Annotated in this window: 24 protein-coding genes and 1 pseudogene; 15 read left to right on the forward strand and 10 right to left on the reverse strand. The window is 70.9% G+C overall.

Annotated elements, in window-relative coordinates:
- Positions 1-9: 9 nt before the first annotated feature.
- The 4 genes and pseudogenes from ACZ5WC_RS16115 to ACZ5WC_RS16130 form a co-directional block, all read right to left on the reverse strand.
- A pseudogene (locus ACZ5WC_RS16115) lies at positions 10-171 on the reverse strand (DUF2637 domain-containing protein); the annotation flags it as partial.
- Between the two features lie 142 nt (positions 172-313).
- Positions 314-478, reverse strand: coding sequence for a hypothetical protein (locus tag ACZ5WC_RS16120; protein WP_468541372.1), 165 nt, complete (start codon positions 476-478; stop codon positions 314-316).
- Positions 479-576: 98 nt separating this feature from the next.
- A complete protein-coding gene (locus tag ACZ5WC_RS16125; RefSeq protein WP_468541378.1) occupies positions 577-1395 on the reverse strand; it encodes a DUF3558 domain-containing protein in 819 nt (272 codons plus the stop codon).
- A gap of 162 nt (positions 1396-1557) precedes the next feature.
- On the reverse strand, positions 1558-2412 hold the full coding sequence (locus ACZ5WC_RS16130) for a DUF3558 domain-containing protein (protein ID WP_468541379.1): 855 nt from the start codon (positions 2410-2412) through the stop codon (positions 1558-1560).
- A 163-nt stretch (positions 2413-2575) separates the two neighbouring features.
- On the opposite strand from ACZ5WC_RS16130, the gene ACZ5WC_RS16135 reads away from it, so the two are divergent.
- Positions 2576-3769 carry an RtcB family protein gene (locus ACZ5WC_RS16135; protein WP_468541380.1) on the forward strand — a complete coding sequence of 398 codons (1194 nt, stop codon included), beginning with the start codon at positions 2576-2578 and terminating at the stop codon, positions 3767-3769.
- Positions 3770-3801: 32 nt separating this feature from the next.
- On the opposite strand, the gene ACZ5WC_RS16140 is transcribed toward ACZ5WC_RS16135, so the two are convergent.
- The gene (locus ACZ5WC_RS16140) at positions 3802-4464 is read right to left on the reverse strand and encodes an HAD family hydrolase (RefSeq protein ID WP_468541381.1); all 663 of its coding nucleotides are present in this window, start codon (positions 4462-4464) and stop codon (positions 3802-3804) included.
- Positions 4465-4546: 82 nt separating this feature from the next.
- Positions 4547-5287 (reverse strand): GntR family transcriptional regulator, encoded by a 741-nt coding sequence (locus ACZ5WC_RS16145; protein WP_468541382.1) that lies wholly within the window; start codon positions 5285-5287, stop codon positions 4547-4549.
- A 314-nt stretch (positions 5288-5601) separates the two neighbouring features.
- On the opposite strand from ACZ5WC_RS16145, the gene ACZ5WC_RS16150 reads away from it, so the two are divergent.
- The 4 genes from ACZ5WC_RS16150 to ACZ5WC_RS16165 are packed head-to-tail and all read left to right on the forward strand — an operon-like array spanning position 5602 to position 9600.
- Positions 5602-6750: an extracellular solute-binding protein gene (locus ACZ5WC_RS16150; RefSeq protein ID WP_468541383.1), complete on the forward strand. Its 1149-nt coding sequence runs from the start codon at positions 5602-5604 to the stop codon at positions 6748-6750.
- A gap of 2 nt (positions 6751-6752) precedes the next feature.
- Positions 6753-7709: an ABC transporter permease gene (locus ACZ5WC_RS16155; RefSeq protein ID WP_468541384.1), complete on the forward strand. Its 957-nt coding sequence runs from the start codon at positions 6753-6755 to the stop codon at positions 7707-7709.
- Positions 7706-8539, forward strand: a complete 834-nt coding sequence (locus tag ACZ5WC_RS16160; RefSeq protein WP_468541678.1) for an ABC transporter permease — start codon at positions 7706-7708, stop codon at positions 8537-8539. Before ACZ5WC_RS16155 ends, ACZ5WC_RS16160 begins: the two co-directional genes overlap by 4 nt.
- Positions 8536-9600: an ABC transporter ATP-binding protein gene (locus ACZ5WC_RS16165; RefSeq protein WP_468541385.1), complete on the forward strand. Its 1065-nt coding sequence runs from the start codon at positions 8536-8538 to the stop codon at positions 9598-9600. Before ACZ5WC_RS16160 ends, ACZ5WC_RS16165 begins: the two co-directional genes overlap by 4 nt.
- 69 nt (positions 9601-9669) lie before the next feature.
- Here ACZ5WC_RS16165 and ACZ5WC_RS16170 read toward each other — a convergent pair whose 3' ends face one another.
- A complete protein-coding gene (locus tag ACZ5WC_RS16170; RefSeq protein ID WP_468541386.1) occupies positions 9670-10428 on the reverse strand; it encodes an SDR family NAD(P)-dependent oxidoreductase in 759 nt (252 codons plus the stop codon).
- Between the two features lie 152 nt (positions 10429-10580).
- Between ACZ5WC_RS16170 and ACZ5WC_RS16175 the strand changes: the two genes are divergently transcribed.
- Positions 10581-11114: a hypothetical protein gene (locus tag ACZ5WC_RS16175; RefSeq protein ID WP_468541387.1), complete on the forward strand. Its 534-nt coding sequence runs from the start codon at positions 10581-10583 to the stop codon at positions 11112-11114.
- A gap of 25 nt (positions 11115-11139) precedes the next feature.
- Positions 11140-11847: an AAA family ATPase gene (locus ACZ5WC_RS16180; protein ID WP_468541388.1), complete on the forward strand. Its 708-nt coding sequence runs from the start codon at positions 11140-11142 to the stop codon at positions 11845-11847.
- A gap of 12 nt (positions 11848-11859) precedes the next feature.
- Here the strand turns inward: ACZ5WC_RS16180 and ACZ5WC_RS16185 are convergent, their stop codons facing one another.
- The 3 genes from ACZ5WC_RS16185 to ACZ5WC_RS16195 form a co-directional block, all read right to left on the reverse strand.
- Complete coding sequence (locus ACZ5WC_RS16185) at positions 11860-12594, reverse strand: Mut7-C RNAse domain-containing protein (protein ID WP_468541389.1); 735 nt, start codon at positions 12592-12594, stop codon at positions 11860-11862.
- Between the two features lie 125 nt (positions 12595-12719).
- On the reverse strand, positions 12720-13025 hold the full coding sequence (locus tag ACZ5WC_RS16190) for a hypothetical protein (RefSeq protein WP_468541390.1): 306 nt from the start codon (positions 13023-13025) through the stop codon (positions 12720-12722).
- A 386-nt stretch (positions 13026-13411) separates the two neighbouring features.
- A complete protein-coding gene (locus tag ACZ5WC_RS16195; protein ID WP_468541391.1) occupies positions 13412-13996 on the reverse strand; it encodes a hypothetical protein in 585 nt (194 codons plus the stop codon).
- A gap of 294 nt (positions 13997-14290) precedes the next feature.
- Here ACZ5WC_RS16195 and hemL point away from each other — a divergent pair, with 294 nt between their 5' ends.
- The 8 genes from hemL (at position 14291) to ccsB (ending at position 23723) form a co-directional block, all read left to right on the forward strand.
- Positions 14291-15598, forward strand: coding sequence for a glutamate-1-semialdehyde 2,1-aminomutase (hemL, locus tag ACZ5WC_RS16200; protein WP_468541392.1), 1308 nt, complete (start codon positions 14291-14293; stop codon positions 15596-15598).
- Positions 15595-16299 carry a histidine phosphatase family protein gene (locus ACZ5WC_RS16205; RefSeq protein WP_468541393.1) on the forward strand — a complete coding sequence of 235 codons (705 nt, stop codon included), beginning with the start codon at positions 15595-15597 and terminating at the stop codon, positions 16297-16299. The genes hemL and ACZ5WC_RS16205 overlap by 4 nt, the downstream gene beginning before the upstream one ends.
- Positions 16300-16612: 313 nt before the next feature.
- A complete protein-coding gene (locus ACZ5WC_RS16210) occupies positions 16613-17935 on the forward strand; it encodes an enterochelin esterase domain-containing protein (RefSeq protein WP_468541394.1) in 1323 nt (440 codons plus the stop codon).
- 245 nt (positions 17936-18180) lie between these two features.
- The gene (locus tag ACZ5WC_RS16215; RefSeq protein WP_468541395.1) at positions 18181-19440 is read left to right on the forward strand and encodes a polysaccharide deacetylase family protein; all 1260 of its coding nucleotides are present in this window, start codon (positions 18181-18183) and stop codon (positions 19438-19440) included.
- A gap of 67 nt (positions 19441-19507) precedes the next feature.
- Positions 19508-20110, forward strand: coding sequence for a TlpA family protein disulfide reductase (locus tag ACZ5WC_RS16220; RefSeq protein ID WP_311120031.1), 603 nt, complete (start codon positions 19508-19510; stop codon positions 20108-20110).
- A gap of 4 nt (positions 20111-20114) precedes the next feature.
- Complete coding sequence (locus ACZ5WC_RS16225) at positions 20115-20870, forward strand: cytochrome c biogenesis CcdA family protein (protein WP_468541396.1); 756 nt, start codon at positions 20115-20117, stop codon at positions 20868-20870.
- A 4-nt stretch (positions 20871-20874) separates the two neighbouring features.
- The gene (gene resB / locus ACZ5WC_RS16230; RefSeq protein ID WP_468541397.1) at positions 20875-22644 is read left to right on the forward strand and encodes a cytochrome c biogenesis protein ResB; all 1770 of its coding nucleotides are present in this window, start codon (positions 20875-20877) and stop codon (positions 22642-22644) included.
- On the forward strand, positions 22641-23723 hold the full coding sequence (ccsB, locus tag ACZ5WC_RS16235) for a c-type cytochrome biogenesis protein CcsB (RefSeq protein WP_468541398.1): 1083 nt from the start codon (positions 22641-22643) through the stop codon (positions 23721-23723). Before resB ends, ccsB begins: the two co-directional genes overlap by 4 nt.
- The last annotated feature ends 12 nt before the right edge of the window (positions 23724-23735 follow it).

Raw genomic sequence — 23735 nt, forward strand, 5'->3', positions numbered from 1 at the left:
CTACAGAACGATGGGGAAGACCAGGGAGAACGACCCGAAGCCCTTCTCCTCCGCGAGCTCGCGGACGGCGGCGTAGGAACCCGCGAAACCGATCGCGGCGATGACCACCGCACCGGCGACGACGACCCCGATGAGTATGCGGTGCGTGCGGGTCAGCTGCATGGCGGCCACCGGCGATCCCCTCCCCGACCTCTGTGCCCGGCTTTTTGTGTCCGGTGTTGTTTCCCGTCCGGGCATCCGATGCCCGGCGAGGGGACAGCCTGGCACATGTGTGCGAGCTTTGTTGCGCGGGGAGGGGGCGGCGGCCGTCCCGCTACCCCTCCCGCCTGCGCCGGAGGTGGTAGGAGACGGTGACCGCCGTCAGCAGCGGGTCCCAGAGCAGCAGCGGGACGTAGCACCAGCCCATGAACGCCCGGTGGGCCTCCGTGAGGGTGTCCTGGTGGACCGAGTCCCGGATCATCAGCTGACTGAACGTCACCAGGGTCGTGAGCAGGGCGCCGAGAGCGGCAGGCGTGACCGCCCCAGTTGCCGGCCAGCCCGAGGGCGAGGAGGGCCGAACCCTCCTGTCGTCGGTGCTCAGCCCGCCTTGGGCGAGGCCTTGGAGTCGTCCTTCGCGTCGCTCTTGGCGTCGTCCCCGGCCTTGTCCTCCGCGGGGGGCGTCGCCGTGGCCTCGGCGGTGGCGTCGACCGCGGCGACGGCCTCCTTCGCCGCCTTCAGCGCACCCTTGGCGATGTCGGCCTTGGAGGGCGTCTTGGCGCCCGCGTACCCAGCGCCGTTGTACGTCAGGGTGACGACGACGTTGCCCGTGCGGGCGACGACGGTGGCGTACTCGAAGTCCTCGTCCGTCTGCTTGAGGCCGTAGGTGATGACGCTGGCCTCCTCGCCGATGCCCTTGGCGGGCTCGGTGGCGACCTTCTCGGCGCCCTCGGAGGCCTTCGTCTTGGCGATCTGCTTGGCGTACTCGGCGGTGGCGCGCTTGGCGCCGCTGCCCAGTGACTGGTCCGAGTCGAAGCGGGTGAAGCCGACGTCCAGCCAGCGGTACTGCGAGCCCTTGACGCCCTTGTCGTCCAGGCCGTTCCAGGAGCAGTTGCCGCGGATCGAGAGATCGTTGGAGCGGCCCGCGGTGCCGTTCTTCTTCTTCGCCTCGGGCACCAGGTCCTCGATCGTCTTCTTCTTGATCGAGGAGCACGGGTCGGGCAGGTCGGAGAACTTCGCCGGTTCGACCGCGGGCGGGCTGGGCTTCTTGGTGTCGGCGGAGCCGGACGCCGAGGAGCCCTCGTTCTTCTTGCTGTCGGAGCCGGAGCCGGAGTCCGACGAGCAGCCGACGGCTACGAGCATCACCGGGACGGCGGCGCAGGCGAGGAGGCGGGACAGGCGCGGGGCTGATCGGTGCATGGTTCCTTCACTCGGATGGCACGGAGGTCTCGGCGGGCAGGTCGGATCGTCGGCGGGTCGTCTTCCGGACAGCCACGGTACGACGGCCGGCGACCGTCCCGCGTCCCGGTTCCGGTCCCCCTCGGACCGGAATCCGGCCGTGGAGGACCCGTCGGAGGGGGACTATTCGCTGAGCTTCTCGGCCAGCTTCCGGGCCAGTGCCTGGGCCTTCTCCTGGAGTTCCCTGCTGTCGGGCACCTTGGTGACGAGGGCGGGCTGCTCGGCGTACCGGACGGTCACGATCACGTTCGATGTGCGGAACACCACGCTCACGGTGCGGTGTTTTGCGGTGGAACCTGCCCGGGTGAGGCGATCGTTCAGAAACGCGGCATCTCCGAGGCCGTCGAGGACACGGGGGCGGAGGTCGTCGGCGGGGCTGCCGGGGGAGGCGGAAGAGGAGGAGGCCCCCGAGGGGGACGGGTCCGACGAGCCCGTCGCGCCCTCCGGTTCTCCCTTGCCCGCGCCCCCGCCCTCGTCCTTGCCCTTGTCCGTTTCCTCACCCTTCGCCGAGCTCTTCTCCGCGTCCGGGCCGGGCGTCGCGGAGGACAGGCCGGCGGCCTTCTCCTTCTTCGCGTAGACCGTGTCGGCGCGGTCGTCGTCGCTCACCGCGGGGTCGTACGACACGACCCGCTCCAGGTCGATGGAGAGGCTCCGGGCGGCGTCCGGCGCGTCCGACTTCCAGTTGCATCCGACCCTGCGGTCGGTGTCGTACGTGACGGACGCGACGCCCCGGAACACCTTGTCCTGCTGGCTCTCGGTCAGCTCCGCGGCACCGGGCAGCAGGTCCTTGAGCGTCCCGCGCGGCACGGCGCGGCAGGGGGCGGGCAGGGTCAGGTACTTGCCGGGGGGTGCGGAGGTGACCGCAGGGCTGCCCGGCTTGCTGTCGCCGCCGCTCGCGTTGCTGTCGGCGCCGGCGCTACAGCCGACGACGAGCGCTGCGAGGAGCGCGGCACCGGGTACGTACGCCTTGTGTCGCACCGTCCCAGGCTCCCTTCGGTACGGAAAAGCGGTTGCCGCCGCGAGGCGGCCGATGGAGACAATGTGTATCGCACGCACTGCTGTGGATGCCGGTCGGCCGACGTGTTCGCCGACCTTGGCACCGGTTTTGCGCTTTCAGTCTTTTCGGGGGAATCGAGGAGTTATGTCGTACGTAGAGGTACCGGGAGCGAAGGTTCCCATCCGGATGTGGACGGATCCGGCGTCGGTCGAGGACGTCGCCATGCAGCAGCTGCGGAACGTGTCCACGCTGCCGTGGATCAAGGGTCTCGCGGTCATGCCGGACGTCCACTTCGGCAAGGGGGCCACGGTCGGTTCGGTGATCGCGATGCAGGGCGCGGTGTGCCCGGCCGCGGTCGGGGTGGACATCGGCTGTGGGATGTCGGCGGTGAAGACCTCCCTGACCGCAAACGATCTTCCCGGTGACCTGTCACGGCTGCGCTCGAAGATCGAGCAGGCCATTCCGGTGGGGCGGGGGATGCACGCCGACGCGGTGGACCCGGGGAAGCTGCACGGGTTCCCGACGTCGGGGTGGGACGACTTCTGGGGGCGGTTCGGGGGGATCGCGGAAGCGGTCAAGTTCCGTCAGGAACGTGCCACCAAGCAGATGGGAACACTCGGCTCGGGCAACCACATGATCGAGTTCTGTCTCGACGGTGACGGCTCGGTGTGGCTGATGCTGCACTCGGGCTCGCGCAACATCGGCAAGGAACTCGCCGAACACCACATCGGCATCGCCCAGAAGCTGCCGCACAACCAGAGCCTCGTCGACCGGGACCTGGCCGTCTTCATCTCGGACACCCCGCAGATGGCCGACTACCGGAACGATCTCTACTGGGCGCAGGAGTACGCCAAGTACAACCGCGCGATCATGATGGCGCTCTTCAAGGACGTGGTCCGCAAGGAGTTCAAGAAGGCGAAGCCGGTCTTCGAGCAGGAGATCTCCTGTCACCACAACTACGTCGCGGAGGAGCGGTACGACGGAGCGGACCTGCTCGTCACCCGTAAGGGAGCGATTCGTGCCGGCTCCGGCGAGTTCGGGATCATCCCCGGCTCGATGGGCACCAGTTCGTACATCGTGAAGGGCCTCGGCAACGAGAAGGCGTTCAACTCGGCCTCGCACGGCGCCGGTCGCCGGATGAGCCGGAACGCAGCCAAGCGCCGGTTCACGGTGCGGGACCTGGAGGACCAGACGCGGGGTGTGGAGTGCCGCAAGGACTCCGGCGTCCTGGACGAGATCCCGGCCGCGTACAAGCCGATCGAGCAGGTCATGGAGCAGCAGCGGGACCTGGTCGAGGTCGTGGCGAAGCTCAAGCAGGTCATCTGCATCAAGGGCTGATGTGTGGGGCTCCGCCCCTTCCAGCGCCGCCCCTACGCCGCCCCCGCCAGGTCCGCCTCCGTCAGGGAGGTGACCAGGACCGTGCGCGGGCCGGGCTCGATGCCGGGGACCGAGGGGACGGCGAGCAGTCGGCAGCCCGCGGCGAGGGCGGCGGCGGCGCCCGTGGGGGTGTCCTCGACGGCCAGGCAGTCCTGCGGGTCCACCCCCAGCGCGGCCGCGGCGGCCAGGTACGGGTCGGGGTGCGGCTTGCCGCGGGGTGCCTCGCCCGAGGCTATCGACGTGTCGAAGCGGTGCCGGCCCAGGGTGTCGAGCACCAGATCGGCCACATGCCGCTCGGACGCGGTCACCAGGGCCGTGGGCACCCCCAGCGCCCGCGCCCGGTCCAGCAGCCGGAGGGCGCCCGGCTGGACGGCCACTCCGGCCGCCACCCGTGCGGTGAACGCCCGGTCGAGACGGGTGGCCGTCTCCGCGGCGGGCAGGGCGGTGAGGCCGTCGCGTACGAGACGGTCCGCCGCGTCGGCCACCGCGGCGCCCGCGAACGGGGCCAGCGTGCCCGCGTCCGTCGGGGAGCCCTGTGCGCGCAGGAACCCGGCGACCGTGTCCAGCCAGGCGTGTTCGGTGTCGACGAGGGTGCCGTCCATGTCGCAGAGGAGGGCGGCGGGGCGGGGGAGCGGGGGCAGGGAGAGCGGGGACATGCGTGCTCGCTGTTCGTGGGAGGGGCGACCGGGGCGCTGGTCAGGGGCGGCCTGTGGGCCGGGGCGGGGCGTGCCCGCCCCATCAGTCGGGCGTCGTGCGGACCAGGGGGTTCGCCTGTACCGAATTGCGGACCGTGAAGACCACCGAACCCGGCTTGTAGCGGTCGTCCGAGGTCTCGACCGGGCGGCCGTCGGGCGTGGTCGTGGTGCGGCGCACCCGCAGCAGCGGGGAGCCGCGCCGGACGGCCAGTTCCCGGGCGTCCGTGGTGCCCGCGGCGACCGCGTCCAGGTGGTGTTCGCCGTGGCTCATGAGGACGCGGGCCTCGTCGTACAGGCTCTGGGTGACCGACTCGCAGTCCTCCGGCAGCCGTTCGACGGCGGCCGCCGCCCACCCGGCGTACACCGTGCGCTCCAGGAGTGCCGGTTCGCCGTCCAGGGTGCGTACCCGCAGGACGTGGAGGACCGTGTCGCCGGGGGCGAGGTGGAGCTGGGCGGCCTGTGCCTCGGTGGCCTTCGCGCGGCGTGAGCGGAGCACCAGGCCGCCGGGGGTGCGGCCGCCGGCCCTGGCCCACTGGGCGAAGCTGCGCAGCTCGGTGAAGCTCTGGCTGGGGGTGGTGGACAGGACCGTGCGGCGGGCGCCCTGCCGGGAGCCGATCAGGCCCTCCGACTGGAGTGTGCCGAAGGCCTGCCGGAGCGTGCCCCGGGATACTCCGTGGGCCAGGGCGAGTTCGGACTCGGACGGCAGCTCGGAGCCCACCGGGTAGGTGCCTTCGGCGATGGCGAGGCGCAGCTCCTCGGCGATCTGCTGGTGCCGTCGGATCACGTCTCTCCTCGGGGGCTTTCGGGGCTGTCGGCGGGCGTCCGGGCGGGCTTCCGGGCGGGCAAGGACGATCATGTCATCCGCACGCGGTGTCCCGCATCCCTTAACTGCGCGCAATCAGTGTTCCCCCGGAAGTGCGAACCCTGCGTCTTTCCGCTTTGGCGGTAGGTAAACCTACGTCTTTATAACGCTTCTGACCTGCACTTTTTCCTTCGTGAGGGCTTTACTGGCTGGTCACTTGGCTGCTAGCTTCGGCTGGCTTACTGACGCTGGCTTGTCCATACAGGTGGCTCGCCGAAGACCCAGGAGTACGCATCGTGAAGGCACACCGTCCCCGTCGCGTCCTGACCGCCGCGGCCCTCGCAGGCCTCACCGTCGTGGTGGCCGCCGGCTGTGGCTCCGCACCCGACGACGCGGGCGCGAAGAACAGCAAGGCCGCGAAAGCGGAGTCGGCCGCGGACCTCGGCGGTATGGACAAGCTCGTCGAGGCGGCGGAGAAGGAGGGCAAGCTCAACGTCTACGCCCTCGCGCCGGACTGGGCCAACTACGGCGAGATGATCGCGGCCTTCGAGAAGAAGTACGCCATCGAGGTCAACAACGAGGACCCGGGCGGCAGCAGCCAGGGCGCGCTGAACGCCGCGGCCAAGCGCAAGGGCCAGAGCAGGGCCGTCGACGCCCTCGACATCGGCACCTCGTACATGCAGGAGGCCAAGAAGCAGGACCTGCTGGCCCCCTACAAGGTCAAGGGCTGGGACGACATCCCGGACGCGCAGAAGCAGTCCGACGCCTCGTTCATGAACAACTACGGCGGCTTCATATCCATCGGCTGTGACGCCAAGGCCGTGAAGAACTGCCCCGAGACGTTCAAGGACCTGCTCAAGCCCGAGTACAAGAACAAGGTCGCGCTCAACGGCGACCCGACGGAGTCCGGCTCCGCGCTGGCCGCGGTCATCGCCGCCGCGCTCGCCAACGGCGGATCCCTGGACGACGTGCAGCCCGGTCTCGACTTCTTCCAGGAGCTGAAGAAGAAGGGCAACTTCGTTCCCGCGAAGTCCACGCTCGCCACCATCCAGCAGGGCGAGACGCCGATCTCGATCGACTGGGACTACCTCAACCTCGGCTACGGCGAGAAGCTCAAGCCCAAGGGCGTCGACTGGCAGGTCGTGGTGCCCTCCGACGGCCTGTACTCGCGCTACTACAACCAGGCCGTCAACAAGCACGCCCCGCACCCGGCCGCCGCCCGCCTGTGGGTGGAGTTCCTCTACAGCCCCGAGGGCCAGAACATCTGGCTCAAGGGCTTCTCGCGCCCCGCGCTCCTGGACACCATGAAGGAGGACGGCACTGCCGACAAGGCCGCCGCCGCCAAGATCCCCGAGGTCGACGGCACCCCGCAGGAGCCCACCGAGGCCCAGGAGGCCAAGGCCAAGGAGACGGTCGTCCAGGGCTGGGGCAAGGCGGTCAGCTGACCATGCCCGACAAGACCGCGCTTCCCGTCCCCGCCGCGGGCTCCGTGCCCGCGGCGGGCACGGCCGCCCCCGCACCACCCGCGCCACCCGCACGGGACGGCGGCGCCCGTCGCCGCCGCACCCGGCGGCACCGGTGGCCCGTCGTCGTTCCGTTCTTCGTGTTCCTCGCGGTGTGCTTCGGGCTGCCCGCCGGGACCATGGTGTACGGGGCGTTCACCGTCCTCGACCCGGCGAGCGGCACCAGTGAGCTCTCGACCGAGAACGTCAGCGGGTCGCTGTCCGGGGCCTACGCGACCGGGCTGACCGGGAGCGTCGAGCTCTCGGCCGTGACCGCCCTGCTGGCGACCGTGATCGGCGCCCTGATCGCCCAGGCCGTCGTCAGCTCCCCGAGGGCGGGGCTGCGGGGCATCGTCGTCTCGGCCAGCGGGGTGCTGGCCAACTTCTCCGGCGCGCCGCTCGCCTTCGCCTTCATCGCGACGCTCGGCACGACCGGCACCGTCACCCAGCTGTTCCACCTGGACCGGACGGGCTTCAGCCTCTACAGCTTCACGGGCCTGGTGCTGGCCTACCTCTACTTCATGATCCCGCTGATGGTGGTGATCGTCCTGCCCGCGCTCGACGGTCTGCGCGCCCAGTGGCAGGAGGCCGCCGCGTCCTGCGGTGCGACCCGGGCGCAGTACTGGCGGCACGTCGGCATCCCGGTGCTGACGCCCTCGCTGGTCGGCGGTGCGGTGCTCATGTTCGGCACCGCGTTCGCCTCGCACGCCACCGCCGCGGTGATGGTCGGCTCCTCGCAGCCGCTGATCACCATCCAGATCGCCAACGCCCTCAACGGCAACGTCCTGGTGGGCCAGGAGAACCTCGCCCTCGCCATGAGCCTCAACATGGTCGTGATCGCGCTGCTCGTGATGGCCGTACAGATACCGTTGCAGCGCAGGAGTACCCGATGGCTCGGATGAAGATCACCTCACGAGGCATCGTCCTGCCGGTCGCCGCGCTGTATTTCCTGGTCCCGATCGGCGCCTCGATCTGGTTCAGCGTCAACGAGGTGGACGGCGTCAGCTTCGACGCGTACACGCAGGGACTCGGCACCGAGGGGCTGACCACCAGCCTGATGCTCTCGGTACGTCTGGGCCTGGCCACCATCGCCTGCGGTCTGCTCCTGATGGTGCCGACCCTGGTCGCGGTCTCGCTCTACCTGCCCAGGCTGCGCCGGATCGTCGAGATCCTGTGCATGATGCCGCTGGTCGTCCCGCCGATCGCGCTGGTCGCGGGCGTCACCACCGTGCTGTCCTGGGAACAGGATCTGGCCGACACACCCCTCTACATGACCTTCCAGGTCCTGCGGGACGAGAGCTTCCCGCTGGTCCTCGTGCTCGTCTACACGGTCATGTCCCTGCCGTTCCTGTACCGCTCGCTGGACGCCGGGCTGCGCGCCGTCGACCTGCGCACCCTCGTCGAGGCCGCCCGCAGCCTGGGCGCCTCGCGCCTCCAGACCCTGTGGCAGGTGATCGTGCCGAACCTGCGGACCGCCGTCACGGGCGGGGCCGTGCTGAGCCTGGCCATGGTGCTCGGCGAGTACACCGTCGCCTCCGTGCTCTCCTACCGCCCGTTCTCCGTGTGGATGGTGGAGATCAAGGACTCCGAGGCGCAGCTGTCGGTCGCGGCCGCGATGCTGAGCCTGCTGATCACCTGGGGGCTGCTGCTCCTGCTCACCACCCTGGCCGGCGGCCGCAGCCGCCGTCGTACGAACTCCGGCCGCGAGAACCGAAAGAAGACCGTGTCATGACCGTCCCTGTGCAACTCAAGAATCTGCGCCGGGAGTTCGGCTCCACGGTCGCACTCGACGGGCTCGACCTGGACATCGCCCCGGGCGAGATGGTCGCCCTGCTCGGGCCGTCCGGCTGCGGCAAGACCACCGCGCTGCGCATCATCGCGGGGTTCGAGACCGCCGACGGCGGCGAGCTGCTGATGGACGGCGAGGACGTCACCGGAATCCCGGCCAACCGCCGCGACATCGGCATGGTCTTCCAGTCGTACAGCCTCTTCCCGAACATGACGGCCGCCGAGAACGTCGCGTACGGCCTGCGGGTACGGGGCCGGGGTGCCGCCGAACGCAAGGAGCGGGCGGGGGAGCTGCTGGAGCTGGTCGGCCTGCCCGGCCGCGAGGGCCACTACCCGCACCAGCTCTCCGGCGGCCAGCAGCAGCGCGTCGCGCTCGCCCGCGCCCTGGCCATCCGCCCCAAGGTGCTGCTCCTCGACGAGCCGCTGTCCGCCCTGGACGCCAAGGTGAGGCTCACTCTCCGCGAGGAGATCCGGCGCATCCAGCTGGAGCTGGGCATCACCACCGTCTTCGTCACCCACGACCAGGAGGAGGCGCTGTCCATGGCGGACCGCGTCGCCGTGATGAAGGACGGCCGGCTCGAACAGTGCGCCGCGCCCGGCGAGTTGTACGACCGCCCGGCTACGCCCTTCGTCGCCGAGTTCGTCGGCACCATGAACCGGCTGCCGGGGACCGTCCGGGACGGCGGGGTCGTCGAGCTGTTCGGGCGGCGGCTGCCCATCCACGGCGAGACGCCCGCCTCCGGCGCCGAGGTCGACGTACTGCTGCGCCCCGAGGGCCTGGCGGTCGGCGCCGCCGACGACGCGTCGGGCACCCCGGCGACCGTACGGGTGGCGACCTTCCTCGGCGCCACCACCCGGCTGCACCTCACCACGGACTCGGGGGCCGACTGCAAGGCCGACCTGCCCAGCTGGGAGGCGACCGCGCTGGCACCGGGAGCTCGCTGCACGATCACCCCGCACGACAACCCCGTGCTCGTCGCCGAGCGAGCCGCCGCCCCGGCCTGAAGGGCTCCTGCGATGACGTTCACGGACGTCTGACGCCGGGGACCGGAACACCGGTCCCCGGCGCCCTGCTCACAGCGTCCGGTGGACCTTCGTGTTGGAGGCCTGGGCGCGGGGCCGGACCACCAGGAGGTCGATGTTGACGTGGCTGGGGCGGGTCACGGCCCAGCCGATCGTGTCGGCCACGTCCTCGGCGGTCAGGGGGGCGTCGACGCCCGCGTAGACCTTGGCCGCCTTCTCGGTGTCGCCGCGGAAGCGGGTGGTGGCGAACTCCTCGGTCCGGACCATGCCGGGGGCCACCTCGATGACGCGGACCGGGGTGCCGACGATCTCCAGCCGCAGGGTCTCGGCCAGGACGTGTTCGCCGTGCTTGGCCGCGACGTATCCGCCGCCGCCCTCGTACGCGGACAGGGCGGCGGTCGAGGAGAGGATCACGATCGTGCCGTCGCCGCTCTCGGTGAGGGCGGGCAGCAGGGCCTGGGTGACGTTGAGGGTGCCGATGACGTTCGTCTCGTACATCTGCCGCCAGTCGGCCGGGTCGCCGGTCGCCACGGGGTCGGCCCCCAGCGCCCCGCCCGCGTTGTTGACGAGGACGGCGAGGGAGCGGAAAGCGGTGGCGAACTCGTCGACCGCCGCCCGGTCGGTGACGTCCAGGGGGTAGGCCGTCGCCTGGTGCCCCGCCTCGGTGATCTCGGCGGCCAGCGCCTCGATGCGGTCCCTGCGGCGTGCGGTGAGGACGACGCGGAATCCGGCGGCGGCCAGCGTGCGGGCGGTCGCGGCGCCGATGCCGCTGCTCGCGCCGGTGACGACGGCGATGGGGGTGGCGGCCATGGCGATCTCCTCGGACAGCTGATCGGTTACGGGGAAAGGATAGGCAGGCGACAGGGGGTCTCCCCGGGTGGGCGTGGGCTGTGTGGGTGGGGGCGAGCGCGTCACATCGGTACGTTCATCGGATTAATGGGCGTGATCGGTATGTTCCGGGCATGCAGATGCGTAGGAGAGGACTGTTGATGCCGCTGTCCGCCGTGCTCGCGACGGCCGCGGCGATGACCGGGCCGGCGGCTGCCGCGGTACCCGGTGCGGCCGCTTCGGCGACGGAGCGCGCCGGGACTTCTTCCGCCGCCGCCCCCGTGCCGGAAGCGGACATCGCCCACCACGGGCACGTCACCCTCTGGGCCGACCGGATCCGCGTCCGGCTGCGGACCGAGAACCGCGGGCCCACCGACGTACCGGCCTCGACGGTACGGCTCCGCTTCTCCGCGCCGCTGTCCGTACGGCAGCAACTGCCCCCGGGCTGCCTGTGGGGCGGCAGGGCCGCCGTGCTGTGCGAGACGGGTGCGCTGCCCTCCGGCGGGCAGGCCCGGCAGACCGCGCTGGACCTGCGGCTCGCGGGGCGACCGGCCGAGGTGGTCCTGCGGGTCGACACGGTGTGGAGCGGCGGGACGCGCGACGCGGACTCCCGGAACGACGAGCACGCGGTGCTGGCCCCTTCGACCGGGGACGCGTACGCCTTCTGAGCCGGGGACCGGTCATCATGGGCCGGTGATCGTCGAACGCGCCTACGCCCATGTGCACGCCCCCGAGCCGGACGCCTGGCCCTGGTCGGTGCCCTGTGTGCGGCAGTTCCTGGCCGAGGGGCTGCGCTTCCGGGCGCCGGTGACCTTCCTCGTCGGCGAGAACGGTTCGGGGAAGTCGACGCTGGTGGAGGCGCTGGCCGAAGGTTTCGGGCTCGACTCGTACGGCGGCTCGGCCGACTGGAAGTACGCCACCTCGCGGGGCAAGTCCGCGCTCGGGGAGCGGGTCCGCTTCGACGCCGCGCCCCGCGGGCGGCGGATGATCGGCAGCCGGGCCGCGCGCAAGGGGTTCTTCCTGCGCGCGGAGACCGCCCTCGACGCCCTGGACCGGGAGAGCCTGGAGCCGGACTCCCGCAGCCACGGGGAGGGCTTCCTCGCCGCGTTCCGGGAGAAGTTCGTGGTGCCGGGGCTGTACGTCATGGACGAGCCCGAGGCCGCGCTCTCCTTCGCCTCCTGCCTCGAACTGCTCGGTCACATCGACCAGTTGACGAAGGCGGGCGGCCAGGTGGTGTGCGCCACCCACTCCCCGCTGCTCACCGCGCTGCCGGGCGCCGACATCGTGCAGGTGGGCGACGGCGGGATGGAGCGGGTGCGGTGGGCTGACCTGGCCCTCGTCGACCACTGGCGGCGCTACCTCGCCGACCCGCAGGCCTATCTGCGCCACATCATCGGCTGAGACGGCCCTCCACTACGCCGCCGCGCCCCCGAACTCCCGTACCGCGTCCGCCACGATCGTCTCCAGATGGCCGTGGTGGGCGCCCCGCCAGTACACCCGGGAGCAGTCGGTGCACTGCGCGAACACGTCGTACGCCTGCTGCGTGCCGTGCTCCAGCAGCTCGCTCACGGAGTCCTTGTCGGCCTCGGCCAGGACGCCGTTGCACGCGGTGCACCGGGTCCACGGGGCGAGGACCGGCGCGAAGCGGCCCAGGACGTCCCGCAGCTGCTCCTGCGGGCGGTCGCTGTAGACGTACGCCCCCGCCCAGATCTCGCGGCGGCGCAGCAGCCCGCGGTCCCGGGAGAGCAGGACGCGCCGCTCCCGCGCCGAGAGGGCGGCGAGGGCCGGGTCGCCGATGTCCTCGCTCTCGTAGGCCGCGTCGACGCCCAGCAGCCGCAACCGGCGGGCGAGCGTGCCGAGATGGACGTCGAGGAGGAAACGCAGGGGTGCGCCGGGGACCTGCTGGGGGCGCTCCACGGCCCGTACGTCGATGTGCTCGCCCGGCTCCGGCACATGGGAACGGTCCACCGGGTCACCGTTCACCAGCAGGGCCCCGGCCTCGGTGAGCGGGACGCCGAGGGACTCGACGACATGGCCGAGGGTGGAGGCGCCGTCGGTGGTGAGTGGCGTGGGGCCTCGGCGGCGCTCGTGCGGGATGAAGAGCCGCAGCTCAGGGGCTACTTCGACGGTGATCTCGGGTCCGTTCACGGGGCCAGGATGCCACCCGGGCGAGGCGGGCGGCCAGGGATTTGGCGAGGGTGGCAGCGGTCGGAGCCGGTCACCGGGGCGGGGGCTCGGGCCGGAGGAGGGGACTGCCGGGCAGAGAGGCCCTGCTAGCGCTTCTGAGCGGGCGCCTGCGGTGACGGGGCGGTGGCGTCCGGCGGCTGCGCGGTGATGGCTGCGGGCCGGCCGGTGGTGGGGGCCGGGGCGTCGTAGAGGGGGCCGAGCGCGGCGTACGCGTCGTCCACGATCTCCTCGGCCAGCAGCAGCATCTCCTGCTCCGCGAGCCGGGCCGCCCGGTGGGTGTACGGGGACGGCGGCGCCGGGTGCCTGCGGCGCCACCAGCAGTCGCAGGCGGCGTAGATCCCGCTGCCGAAGACCAGAAGGGGGATGGACAGGGCCAGCAGAACGTCGCCCACGGCGGACCTCCTCGACGGTCGATGTCCTCTGCATCGGCGCGGGGGGAGGGTCGGCTGAAGACCGGCCGTCGGCCAATTCCCCGTGCTGCGTGGCTCAATTCGACCGAATACGTGCGCGTGGGTGCGTCTGTCTGAACGCTTCGAGTGCCCGTACGGCCGAATCTCGCTCGAAAGGGCTTTTCGATCCGGTCTGTTGACCCCGGCCCGGGGCCCGGGGCCTGCGACTGCCCGGCGGTGAGGTGCTGCACCGTCAGGACGCTGACGAGATCAGGCCGCCGACGAGGGCGAGTCGCACCGATCCGACGGTGCGGAGGCGAACGGCTTCAGCCCGCCGTCCCGCGCCGAGTCGGACGGTCTCGGGCGGAGCCGCGCCGGGGAATCCCGGATCAGGGCCACACCAGGCAGTAGGCCTGGTGTCCCGCGTCGTGCAGGCGGTGGGAGAAGTCCTGCCACTCGTGGAGCAGCTGGTAGACGTTGAAGGCGTCGCGCGGGCCGCCGCGGTCGGGGACCGTGGACCAGATGAAGGCCGCCGCGCCGACGGACTCCTCGCCGACACCGCGCAGCGGGTCGACGACGGTCATCGGGAGTTTGACCACGGCGTAGTCGGGGTGGAGCACGACCAGTTCGAGCGGGGGGACCTTGTGCAGGGGTATGCCCTGGATGCCGGTCAGGACCATGGCGGCCACCGTCTCCGGCTTGATCTTGGTGAACATGCCGCCCATGCCCAGCTCGTCGCCGCCGAGCTCCTCCGGGCGCATCGAAATGGGCACCCGCGCGGCCGTGGCCCCGTCCGGGGCGCCGAAATACTTGTAGGTCACCCCCATTCCGCCACCGCTCCTGCTCACGGGGTCCGGAGTGCCCTCCGCGCCCCTGCCCTGTACGCGCTCGGCCCTGCGCCGGTGCCGCCCTCGTCGGGCAGGCTCGGGCCCCAGGTCGTCGGTCCCTTCGCCCACTCCGCCACCGCGATGCATATCTCCACCCGACTACTACTTCTTAGGAGGCACAGCCCCCGCCGCGCAACCCGATCATCGTGTCAGTGACCTCCCCCGCGGGCGTCCGGTGAAACACCTGTCCGCAAGACCGTCCGTGCCTCTGACACCATGGCATGTGTGAGCTTTCCCTATGTCGGCCCAGTTTCGCAGACGCGAGGGGACTGACGCTCTTTCGTGATACGAGCGGAGCGCGCTTCCTGCTCACCGGTGGCCGGATTCCCCTGGATCTTCCGGCCCGGCCTCCCGATACCCCCATCGCAGATCAGGACCAAAGTGGCGTATTCATACGAAGCCCCAGTTTCGCAGTCGCTGTTCGACCGGGCGTCCGTCGTGACGCCCGGCGGCGTGAACTCACCCGTGCGTGCCTTCCGGGCCGTGGGCGGTACGCCCCGGTTCATGGTGTCCGGCACCGGCCCGTACCTCACCGACGCCGACGGCCGCGAGTATGTCGACCTCGTGTGCTCGTGGGGGCCGATGATTCTCGGCCACTCCCACCCCGAGGTCATCGCGGCCGTCCAGGAGGCGGTCGCCCGGGGTACCTCGTTCGGTACGCCGGGTGAGGGCGAGGTGGCGCTCGCCGAGGAGATCGTGGCCCGGATCGAGCCGGTCGAGCAGGTCCGCCTGGTCTCCTCCGGCACCGAGGCGACGATGTCGGCGATCCGGCTGGCCCGCGGCTTCACCGGCCGGGCCAAGGTCGTGAAGTTCGCCGGGTGCTACCACGGCCACGTGGACGCGCTGCTCGCCGCCGCCGGGTCGGGCCTGGCCACCTTCGGGCTGCCCGACACCCCCGGGGTGACCGGTGCCACGGCCGGGGACACCGTCGTGCTGCCGTACAACGACCTGGACGCGGTGCGCGCCGCCTTCGCCGCGCACCCCGGCGAGATCGCCTGCGTGATCACCGAGGCCTCGCCCGGCAACATGGGCGTCGTCCCGCCCGCCGACGGCTTCAACGCCGGGCTCAAGGAACTGTGCGCGGCCAACGGCGCGCTGTACATCTCCGACGAGGTCATGACGGGCTTCCGTACGTCGAAGGCGGGCTGGTACGGCGTCGACGGCGTCCGGCCCGACCTGATGACCTTCGGCAAGGTCATGGGCGGCGGCTTCCCCGCCGCGGCCTTCGGCGGCCGTGCCGACGTGATGGCCCACCTCGCCCCGGCCGGGCCGGTCTACCAGGCGGGCACCCTCTCCGGGAACCCGGTCGCCACCGCCGCGGGCCTCGCCCAGCTGCGGCTGCTGGACGATGCGGCGTACGCGAAGATCGACGCGGTCTCCGCCGAGCTGCGCACCCTGGTGGGCGACGCGCTCGGGAAGGAGGGCGTCGCCCACACCGTCTCCGCCGCGAGCAACATGTTCTCGGTCTTCTTCACGGACCAGCCGGTGCGCGACTACGACGACGCCAAGAAGCAGGAGGCGTTCCGCTTCACCGCGTTCTTCCACTCCATGCTGGAGCAGGGCGTCTACCTCCCGCCCTCCGCGTTCGAGTCCTGGTTCGTCTCCACCGCCCACGACGAGCGGGCGGTCGAGCGCATCGCCGCCGCTCTCCCCGCCGCCGCCCGCGCCGCATCGGAGGCCACCGCATGAGCGACGACGCCGGCCGCGACGAGCAGCTGACCGTGGTGCACCTGGTCCGTCACGGCGAGGTGCACAACCCCGACGGTGTCCTCTACGGCCGCCGCCCCGGCTACCACCTCTCCGACCTCGGCCGGAAGATGGCCGACCGGGTCGCCGAGCACCTGGAGCGGCGCGACATCACCCATGTCGTCGCCTCCCCGCTGGAGCGCGCCCAGGAGACGGCCGCCCCGGTCGCCAAGGCGCACGGTCTGGACCTGGCCACCGACGCCCGGCTGATCGAGGCCGCCAACGTCTTCGAGGGCAAGACCTTCGGCGTCGGCGACGGGGCGCTGCGCAAGCCGGACAACTGGAAGCACCTCACCAACCCGTTCAAGCCGTCCTGGGGTGAGCCGTACGTCGAGCAGGTCGTCCGCATGATGGGTGCGCTCGACGCGGCCAAGGACGCGGCGCGCGGGCACGAGGCGGTCTGCGTCAGCCACCAGCTGCCGATCTGGATCGTCCGCTCCTTCGTGGAACGCCGACGGCTCTGGCACGACCCGCGCAAGCGCCAGTGCACGCTGGCCTCGCTGACCAGCTTCACCTACCGGGGCGACACGATCGTCTCGGTCGGCTACTCGGAGCCCGCCCGGGACCTGGTGCCCGCGCATCTGCTGGCGGGGGCCAAGCCGGTGAAGGGGAAGCCGGGGCAGTCCAAGGCGTTCGGGGCGTAGCCCGACGCCTCCGGGGCCGACGAGATCGGACATCACGGGACCGGCTGCCGCGAGCTGCGGCGGCCGGTCCCGTCCTCGTTGCCGGGTGCGGCAGGAAACAACCGACGTGAAGTTAGGTTAGGCTAAGCTAACTTGATCTCCGGTGGGCGGGGCGGCGGCCCGTCGGGCTCTGCTGGTTCCCGTGGGGCTCGTCGTGGTCACCGGCGCCTACGACGAAACGGTGGAACGATGACCCGTACTGCCCCCACGAACGTGCTCGGCAATGTGCTCGGCCGGAGACCGGCGAAGCGGTCGACGCCGGTGAGGCCCGCCGATGTGTGACGCGGTGGACGCCCTTCCCCGGCCGGTCACCGGCCCCCGGACAGCCCGCCTCGCGCGGCAGCTCGAAGCGGCCCGGGACGCCGCGGCCCGGGACGCGCTGGCCGAGGAGTTCTGGGCCGCGGCCGCCCGCACCGGCACTCCCCTCGTCGAACCGCTCGACGACGACCCCGGCCATCGTGCCGTCACCTTCCTGTGGCGCGGCCACCGCGCGACCCGCCACGTCCTCCTGATGGCCAACGGCATCAGCCATCGCGACCGGCCCGCCGCCTCACTCCTCCACCACCTCCCGGGCACCGATATCTGGTACCTCGGCTACCGGCTGCGCGCCGACCACCGCGGGTCCTACCGGATGGTGGCCGACATCTCGCCCGGGCCCGCGCCCACCGATCCCGTACGGCTTCAGCGGCGGCTGCTGGCGCTGACGGCGCACGGCGTCGCCGACCCGCTCAACCCCCACCGCCTGCCGGTGCGCCGGCGGCCCGTGGAGAGCTCGGTGTTCGCCCTCCCGGCGGCCCCGCCCCAGCCCTGGGCCGCCCGGCGGGCGGGCATCGGGCGCGGCACCGTCGAGCGGTACCCCGTCACAGGGCGTGCGCTGGGCGAGGCGCGGGAGGTCTGGACGTACCTCCCGCCGGGGGAGACGCGAGGAGGGACGCCGGGTTCCGGTTCCGGTGCGGGTGGCGGTACCGGCGGCGGTGGTGCGGGCGCCGGCGGTCCCCTGCCCGTCCTCGTGCTCTGCGACGGCGACATGTGGTTCGGGCGGCTCGGCTTCCAGGACACGCTGGACGCGCTGATCGCCGACGGGGCCGTGCCGCCGCTCGCCGTCCTCGCCCCGGACACCGTCGACGCCGGGACCAGGCGGCGCGACCTCGGCGCGCGGGAGTCCTATGCCTCCTTCCTCGCGGACGACCTGCTGCCCTGGGCGCGCGCCCGGTGGCCGCTGACCGCCGACCCGGGCCGTACCGTCGTCTCCGGCCAGGGCCTCGGCGGTACGACGGCGCTGTACACCGGACTCACCCGGCCCGAACGCTTCGGCCGGGTCCTCGTCCAGTCGCCCGCACCGGGATGGCGGCCGGGCGGCGGGGGCCGGGAGTCCGGCGGCACTGTCCACCTCGACATCGGCCTGCACGACGGGACCGCGTCGGCCGAACACGGCGAGGCCCTCGTCTCCGTGCTGCGCGCCCGGGGGCACCGGGTCACCCGCAATGTCTACAACGGCGGCCGCGACCACGCCTGTTGGCAGGGGTTCCTGGCCGACGCGCTGGTGGAGGCCTTCCGGCAGGGGCGTCCCGCGACGGGCGGCGGTCAGGGCGCATGAGCTCCCCGGGACGGGGAAGCCGAACCGCTGGGCGGCTCCCGGACATGCGCTCGGGCGGTGCCCGGAACGGCACGGGCCTCCCCGCGCGTCCTTCCGCAGGAGCGGGCGCGGGGTGACAGGGCCGGACGCCAAGGTAAAGCGTAGAGAAAGTCCTTAAATGTGCGGAACCGTCGTGTTGTCCACCTCATCTAACCCTTCAGTAGTTTGTATGGCCTTGAGATAAAACGACCGTGGATGGGGACGGCATGCGCGACATCAATCGAAGGGGGCTGCTCGGGGCCGGACTCGGGGCCGCGGCCGCGATCGGACTCGCCGGCTGCGGGGGCTCGGGTTCCTCCAAAGGCGACGGGTCCGGTCAGGGCAGCGGCAAGGGAGACACGGGCACCGGCGGCAACGGGGGCGGAAACGGTTCTCCGAAGGACAGGGTCCGGCTGATCGGTGACGGCTCCACCGCCGACACCGGCAAGCAGCCGCACCAGCCCTCCGCGCCCGTTCCGCTCGAACCCGGCCAGAAGCCCCCGCAGTTCGTGATCTTTTCCTGGGACGGTGCGGGCGAGGTCGGCAACGGTCTCTTCCCGCGCTTTCTCGACCTGGCCAAGGAACACGACGCGGCCATGACCTTCTTCCTCTCCGGGATCTATCTCCTGCCCGAGTCGAAGAAATCCCTCTACCGTCCCCCGAACAATCCCCGCGGCGCTTCCGACATCGGCTATCTCACCGACGGCCACGTCAAGGACACGCTGAAGTACGTGCGTCAGGCGTGGCTCGACGGCCATGAGATCGGCACACACTTCAACGGCCATTTCTGCGGCGGTTCCGGATCGGTGGAGCGCTGGACGCCCGCCCAATGGCGCAGCGAGATCGATCAGGCTGTGTCCTTCGTCACGGAATGGCGGACCAACACCGGCTGGGAGAACGAGGACCCGCTCCCGTTCGACTACCGCAAGGAACTGGTCGGCGGCCGCACCCCCTGCCTGCTCGGCCAGGACAATCTGCTGCCGACCGCGGGCAAACTGGGCTGGCGCTACGACGCCAGCTCGCCCGGCGGCCGCCAGACCTGGCCCGTGAAGCGCGGCGGGATCTGGGACCTCCCGCTCCAGGCGATGCCGTTCCCCGGGCACTCCTTCGAGGTGCTCTCGATGGACTACAACATCCTCGCCAACCAGTCGAAGAATTCGACGAAGGGCATGCCCTCGCGTTATCCCGGCTGGCGCACCCAGGCGACCGGGGCCTATCTCGCCGGTTTCCAGCGCGCGTACGAGTCGAATCGCGCGCCGTTCTTCATCGGCAACCACTTCGAGGAGTGGAACGGCGGAATCTATATGGACGCCGTCGAAGAAGTGATCAAGAAAGTCGCGGGCAAGGAGGACGTGCGCCTCGTCTCGTTCCGGCAGTTCGTCGACTGGCTCGACGTCCAGGACCCCGCCGTGCTCGCCAAGCTCCGCACGCTGGACGTCGGACAGTCGCCCGCCGGTGGCTGGAACTCCTTCTTTAAACAGGCTTGACAAGGGGCTTTACGGGCACTGAGGGGGGCGCGGGAGATCGCCGGAACTGCCATGCGAAACTTTTCACATGAGCTTTGGCCGCGCGTCCCGACGCCGCTTCACCCTGCTCGCCGCCACCGCCGTGGCCGGTGCCCTGACGCTGTCCGCGTGCGGGGACGGCAACAAGGCCGGGGGCGGCGGCAACACCAACTTCGTCACCGGCAGCGGGGGTATCTCCACCGTCGCCAGGAGCGAGCGGGTCGCGGCTCCGAAGCTGGCGGGCAACGGGCTGGACGGCAAGCCGCTCGACCTCGCCGACTACCGGGGCAAGGTCGTCGTCCTCAACGTCTGGGGCTCCTGGTGCGGCCCCTGCCGACTGGAGGCGAAGTACTTCGCCAAGGTCTCCGAGGAGACGAAGGACCAGGGCGTCCAGTTCGTGGGGATAAACACCCGGGACGCCCAGCGGGACGCCGCGGTGAACTTCGAGAAGGACTACGGGATCACCTACCCGAGCTTCTTCGACCCGATCGGCAAGCTCATCCTCCGCTTCCCCAAGGGCACCCTGAACCCGCAGGCCATCCCGTCCACCGTGGTCATCGACCGGGACGGGAAGATCGCGGCCCGCACGCTCCAGGCGCTCGACGCGGACGAGCTGCACAAGATGATCGACCCGATCATCGCGGAGAAGTGATCCGGTGACCACGCTCGCCGCGTACAACGACACCGTCCTGTCCGGGGCGCTGCTGATCGCCCTTCCTCTCGCCCTGTTGGCCGGTCTCGTCTCCTTCTTCTCGCCGTGCGTTCTGCCGCTCGTCCCCGGCTACCTCAGTTACGTCACCGGGGTCAGCGGCACCGACCTGGCCGAGGCCCGGCGCGGCCGGGTGGTGGCGGGCGCCTCGCTCTTCGTGCTCGGCTTCACCGTCGTTTTCGCCTCCACCGGCGCTCTCTTCGGCTATTTCGGCCAGGAGCTCCAGATGTACTCCGAGACGCTCAACAAGGTCCTCGGCGTCCTGATGATCCTCATGGGGGTCTTCTTCATGGGGCTCCTGCCGGGCGTGACGCAGCGCGAGTTCCGTATCCACAAGCGGCCAGTGACCGGACTGGCCGGCGCCCCGCTGCTCGGCGCTCTCTTCGGGATCGGCTGGACGCCGTGCATCGGCCCGACACTCGCTTCGGTGCTGGCACTGTCGGCCGAGAGCGCCACCGCCGGACGCGGCGCGATACTGACCGTCGCGTACTGTCTCGGACTCGGCGTCCCGTTCGTTCTGGCCGCGGTCGCCTTCCGTAAGGCGCTCGGCGCGTTCGGCTGGGTCAAGCGCCACTACGCCTGGGTCATGCGGATCGGCGGCGGCATGATGATCGTGACCGGAATCCTGCTGCTGACCGGGGCGTGGGCCACGCTCATGCAGCAGATGCAGAGCTGGTCCAGCGGCTTCGTTGTGGGGATCTGAGTTCATGAGCAACGCGAACAGCACCGACGAGCGGGAGCGCGCGGACGAGGGGGAGCAGGGGTCCGCCCACGGCGCGGCCGGCGACCGGCTCTCCACCGCACCCCGCGAGGAGCGGCCGGAGACCGACACCGGGGCCGGTGTGCCCGCGATGGGGGTGATCGGCTGGGCCCGCTGGTTCTGGCGCCAGCTCACCTCGATGCGGGTCGCGCTGATCCTGCTCTTCCTGCTCTCCCTCGGCGCGATTCCGGGATCGCTGATCCCGCAGACCAGCGTCGACGAGGTGAAGGTGCAGGCCTTCAAGGACCAGCACGCCACGCTCACCCCGATCTACGAGAAGCTCCAGCTCTTCGACGTCTACAGCTCGGTGTGGTTCTCCGCGATCTACATCCTGCTGTTCGTCTCGCTCATCGGCTGCATCGTGCCGCGCACCGGCCAGTTCGTCGGCCAGCTGCGCAGCCGCCCGCCGGGCGCCCCGAAGCGGCTGACCCGGCTGCCCGCCTACACCACCTGGCGCACCGAGGCGGAGCCCGAGGAGGTCCGCGAGGCGGCCCTCCTGGTCCTGCGCGGGCGGCGGTTCCGCTCGCACGAGGTGGGCGACGCGGTCGCCGCCGAGAAGGGCTACCTCCGCGAGGTCGGCAACCTGGTCTTCCACCTCGCCCTGATCGTGATGCTGATCGCCTTCGCCGCGGGCCAGCTCTTCAAGTCCGAGGGCGGCAAGCTGATCGTCGAGGGCGACGGGTTCTCCAACACGCTCACCCAGTACGACGACTTCAAGTCCGGCTCGCTGTACGACTCCGACTCGCTGGCCCCGTTCAGCTTCGTGCTCGACGAGTTCGTCGGTACGTACGAGGAGAGCGGCCCCCAGCGCGGCACCCCGCGGACCTTCGAGGCCCGGGTGACGTACACCGAGGGAGCCGAAGGCCCCGAGCGCAAGGCCGTCATCAAGGTCAACGAGCCGCTCGTCGTGGACGGCACCAAGGTCTATCTGATCGCCCACGGCTACGCGCCGGTCGTCACCGTCCGGAACCCCAAGGGCGAGGTCGTCTCGCGCAGCGCCGTGCCGCTGCTGCCGATCGACAACAACATCACCTCGACCGGCGCGATCAAGGTGATGGACGGCTACCGGGACAAGACCGGCGAGAAGACCCAGCTGGGCTTCAAGGCGTTCTTCGTGCCGACCTTCGCGGGGCACGGCAAGGGCCAGATGTTCTCGCAGTTCCCCGGCCTCCAGTTCCCGGTGCTGGCGCTCAGCGCCTACCACGGCTCCCTGGGCGTCGACTCCGGTCTCGCGCAGAACGTCTACCAGCTCGACACGTCCAAGATGAAGCAGTTCAAGGACGAGGACGGCGAACTGCTCAAGAAGATGCTGATGCCCGGCGAGAAGCTGGAACTGTCCGACGGCGCCGGATCGATCACCTTCGAGGGCGTCGAGGAGTGGGCCAGCTTCCAGATCTCGCAGCAGCCGGGCAACGGCTGGGCGCTCACCGGATCCGTCGCCGCCATCGCCGGACTCGCCGGATCGCTGTTCATCCAGCGCCGCCGGGTGTGGGTGCGGGCGGTCCGGGGCGCGGACGGCGTCACCGTCGTGGAGATGGCGGGCCTGGGCCGCAGCGAGTCCGCGCGGCTCCCCGAGGAACTGGGCGACCTCGCGGCCGCCCTGATCACGACGGCGCCGGTCGCCCAGGAGAAACCTGCCGCGCCCGACGCCACCCACGAGGCCGGGAGCCGGCCCGTAGACCCTGCCGAAGCACCTGCCGAAGGGGCTGAGAAGTGAATCTCGCCGCCGCGACCAACCAGAGCCTGGCGGATATCAGCAATGTGCTGATCTATTCGTCGATGGCCGTCTACACCCTGGCCTTCTTCGCGCACATCGCGGAGTGGGTCCTCGGCAGCCGCAGCAAGGTCGGCCGTACCGCCGCCGCACTGTCCGGCTCCGGAGCCGGTGCTTCCGCCGACGCTTCCCCCGTGAGCGCGCAGGCCGGCGGTACGGCCGTGCTGGAGCGGCCCAAGGTCGTCACCCGCGCGGTCTCCGGTACGCGGGACGTGCCCGACGGTCCGGGGGCGGCGGGCGGCACGTTCAAGGGCGACCTGTGGGGGCGGATCGCGGTCTCGCTGACCGTGGTGGCGTTCCTCGTCGAGGCGGGCGGCGTCCTCACCCGCGCCCTCTCCGTACAGCGGGCGCCCTGGGCCAACATGTACGAGTTCTCGATCACCTTCTCCACCGTGGCGGTCGGCTCCTACCTGGTGCTGCTCGCGCTGGGGAAGAACGTCCGCTGGATCGGCCTCCCGCTGGTCACCACGGTCCTGCTGGACCTCGGCCTCGCGACGACGGTCCTCTACACCGACAGCGACCAGCTGGTACCCGCGCTGGACTCGTTCTGGCTGTGGATCCACGTCTCGACCGCCATCATCTGCGGCGCCGTCTTCTACCTCGGCGCGGTCGGTACGGTCCTCTACCTCTTCCGCGACAGCTACGAGAACAAGCTCGCATCCGGCGGCACGCCCGGGAAGTTCGCCACCTCCGTCCTGGAGCGGCTGCCGTCGGCGTCCTCGCTGGACAAGTTCGCGTACCGGATCAATGCGGCGGTCTTCCCGCTGTGGACGTTCACGATCATCGCGGGCGCGATCTGGGCGGGCGACGCCTGGGGCCGGTACTGGGGCTGGGACCCCAAGGAGGTCTGGTCCTTCATCACCTGGGTCGCCTACGCCGCCTACCTGCACGCCCGCGCCACGGCCGGATGGAAGGGCCGCAAGGCCGCCTACCTGGCCCTCGTCGCCTTCGCCTGCTGGCTGTTCAACTACTACGGCGTGAACATCTTCGTCTCCGGCCTGCACTCCTACGCGGGGGTCTGAGGCCCGTCCCAC

Source organism: Streptomyces sp. NPDC033165 (genome assembly GCF_055577965.1).

Bases quoted from the DNA above. Each gene is read 5' to 3' on its own strand.
- ACZ5WC_RS16125 (WP_468541378.1), bottom strand. From the start codon at position 1,395: ATGCACCGATCAGCCCCGCGCCTGTCCCGCCTCCTCGCCTGCGCCGCC.
- ACZ5WC_RS16135 (WP_468541380.1), top strand. From the start codon at position 2,576: ATGTCGTACGTAGAGGTACCGGGAGCGAAGGTTCCCATCCGGATGTGG.
- ACZ5WC_RS16140 (WP_468541381.1), bottom strand. From the start codon at position 4,464: ATGTCCCCGCTCTCCCTGCCCCCGCTCCCCCGCCCCGCCGCCCTCCTC.
- ACZ5WC_RS16155 (WP_468541384.1), top strand. From the start codon at position 6,753: ATGCCCGACAAGACCGCGCTTCCCGTCCCCGCCGCGGGCTCCGTGCCC.
- ACZ5WC_RS16160 (WP_468541678.1), top strand. From the start codon at position 7,706: ATGAAGATCACCTCACGAGGCATCGTCCTGCCGGTCGCCGCGCTGTAT.
- ACZ5WC_RS16165 (WP_468541385.1), top strand. From the start codon at position 8,536: ATGACCGTCCCTGTGCAACTCAAGAATCTGCGCCGGGAGTTCGGCTCC.
- ACZ5WC_RS16170 (WP_468541386.1), bottom strand. From the start codon at position 10,428: ATGGCCGCCACCCCCATCGCCGTCGTCACCGGCGCGAGCAGCGGCATC.
- ACZ5WC_RS16175 (WP_468541387.1), top strand. From the start codon at position 10,581: ATGCAGATGCGTAGGAGAGGACTGTTGATGCCGCTGTCCGCCGTGCTC.
- ACZ5WC_RS16195 (WP_468541391.1), bottom strand. From the start codon at position 13,996: ATGCATCGCGGTGGCGGAGTGGGCGAAGGGACCGACGACCTGGGGCCC.
- ACZ5WC_RS16205 (WP_468541393.1), top strand. From the start codon at position 15,595: ATGAGCGACGACGCCGGCCGCGACGAGCAGCTGACCGTGGTGCACCTG.
- ACZ5WC_RS16210 (WP_468541394.1), top strand. From the start codon at position 16,613: ATGTGTGACGCGGTGGACGCCCTTCCCCGGCCGGTCACCGGCCCCCGG.
- ACZ5WC_RS16215 (WP_468541395.1), top strand. From the start codon at position 18,181: ATGCGCGACATCAATCGAAGGGGGCTGCTCGGGGCCGGACTCGGGGCC.
- ACZ5WC_RS16220 (WP_311120031.1), top strand. From the start codon at position 19,508: ATGAGCTTTGGCCGCGCGTCCCGACGCCGCTTCACCCTGCTCGCCGCC.
- resB (WP_468541397.1), top strand. From the start codon at position 20,875: ATGAGCAACGCGAACAGCACCGACGAGCGGGAGCGCGCGGACGAGGGG.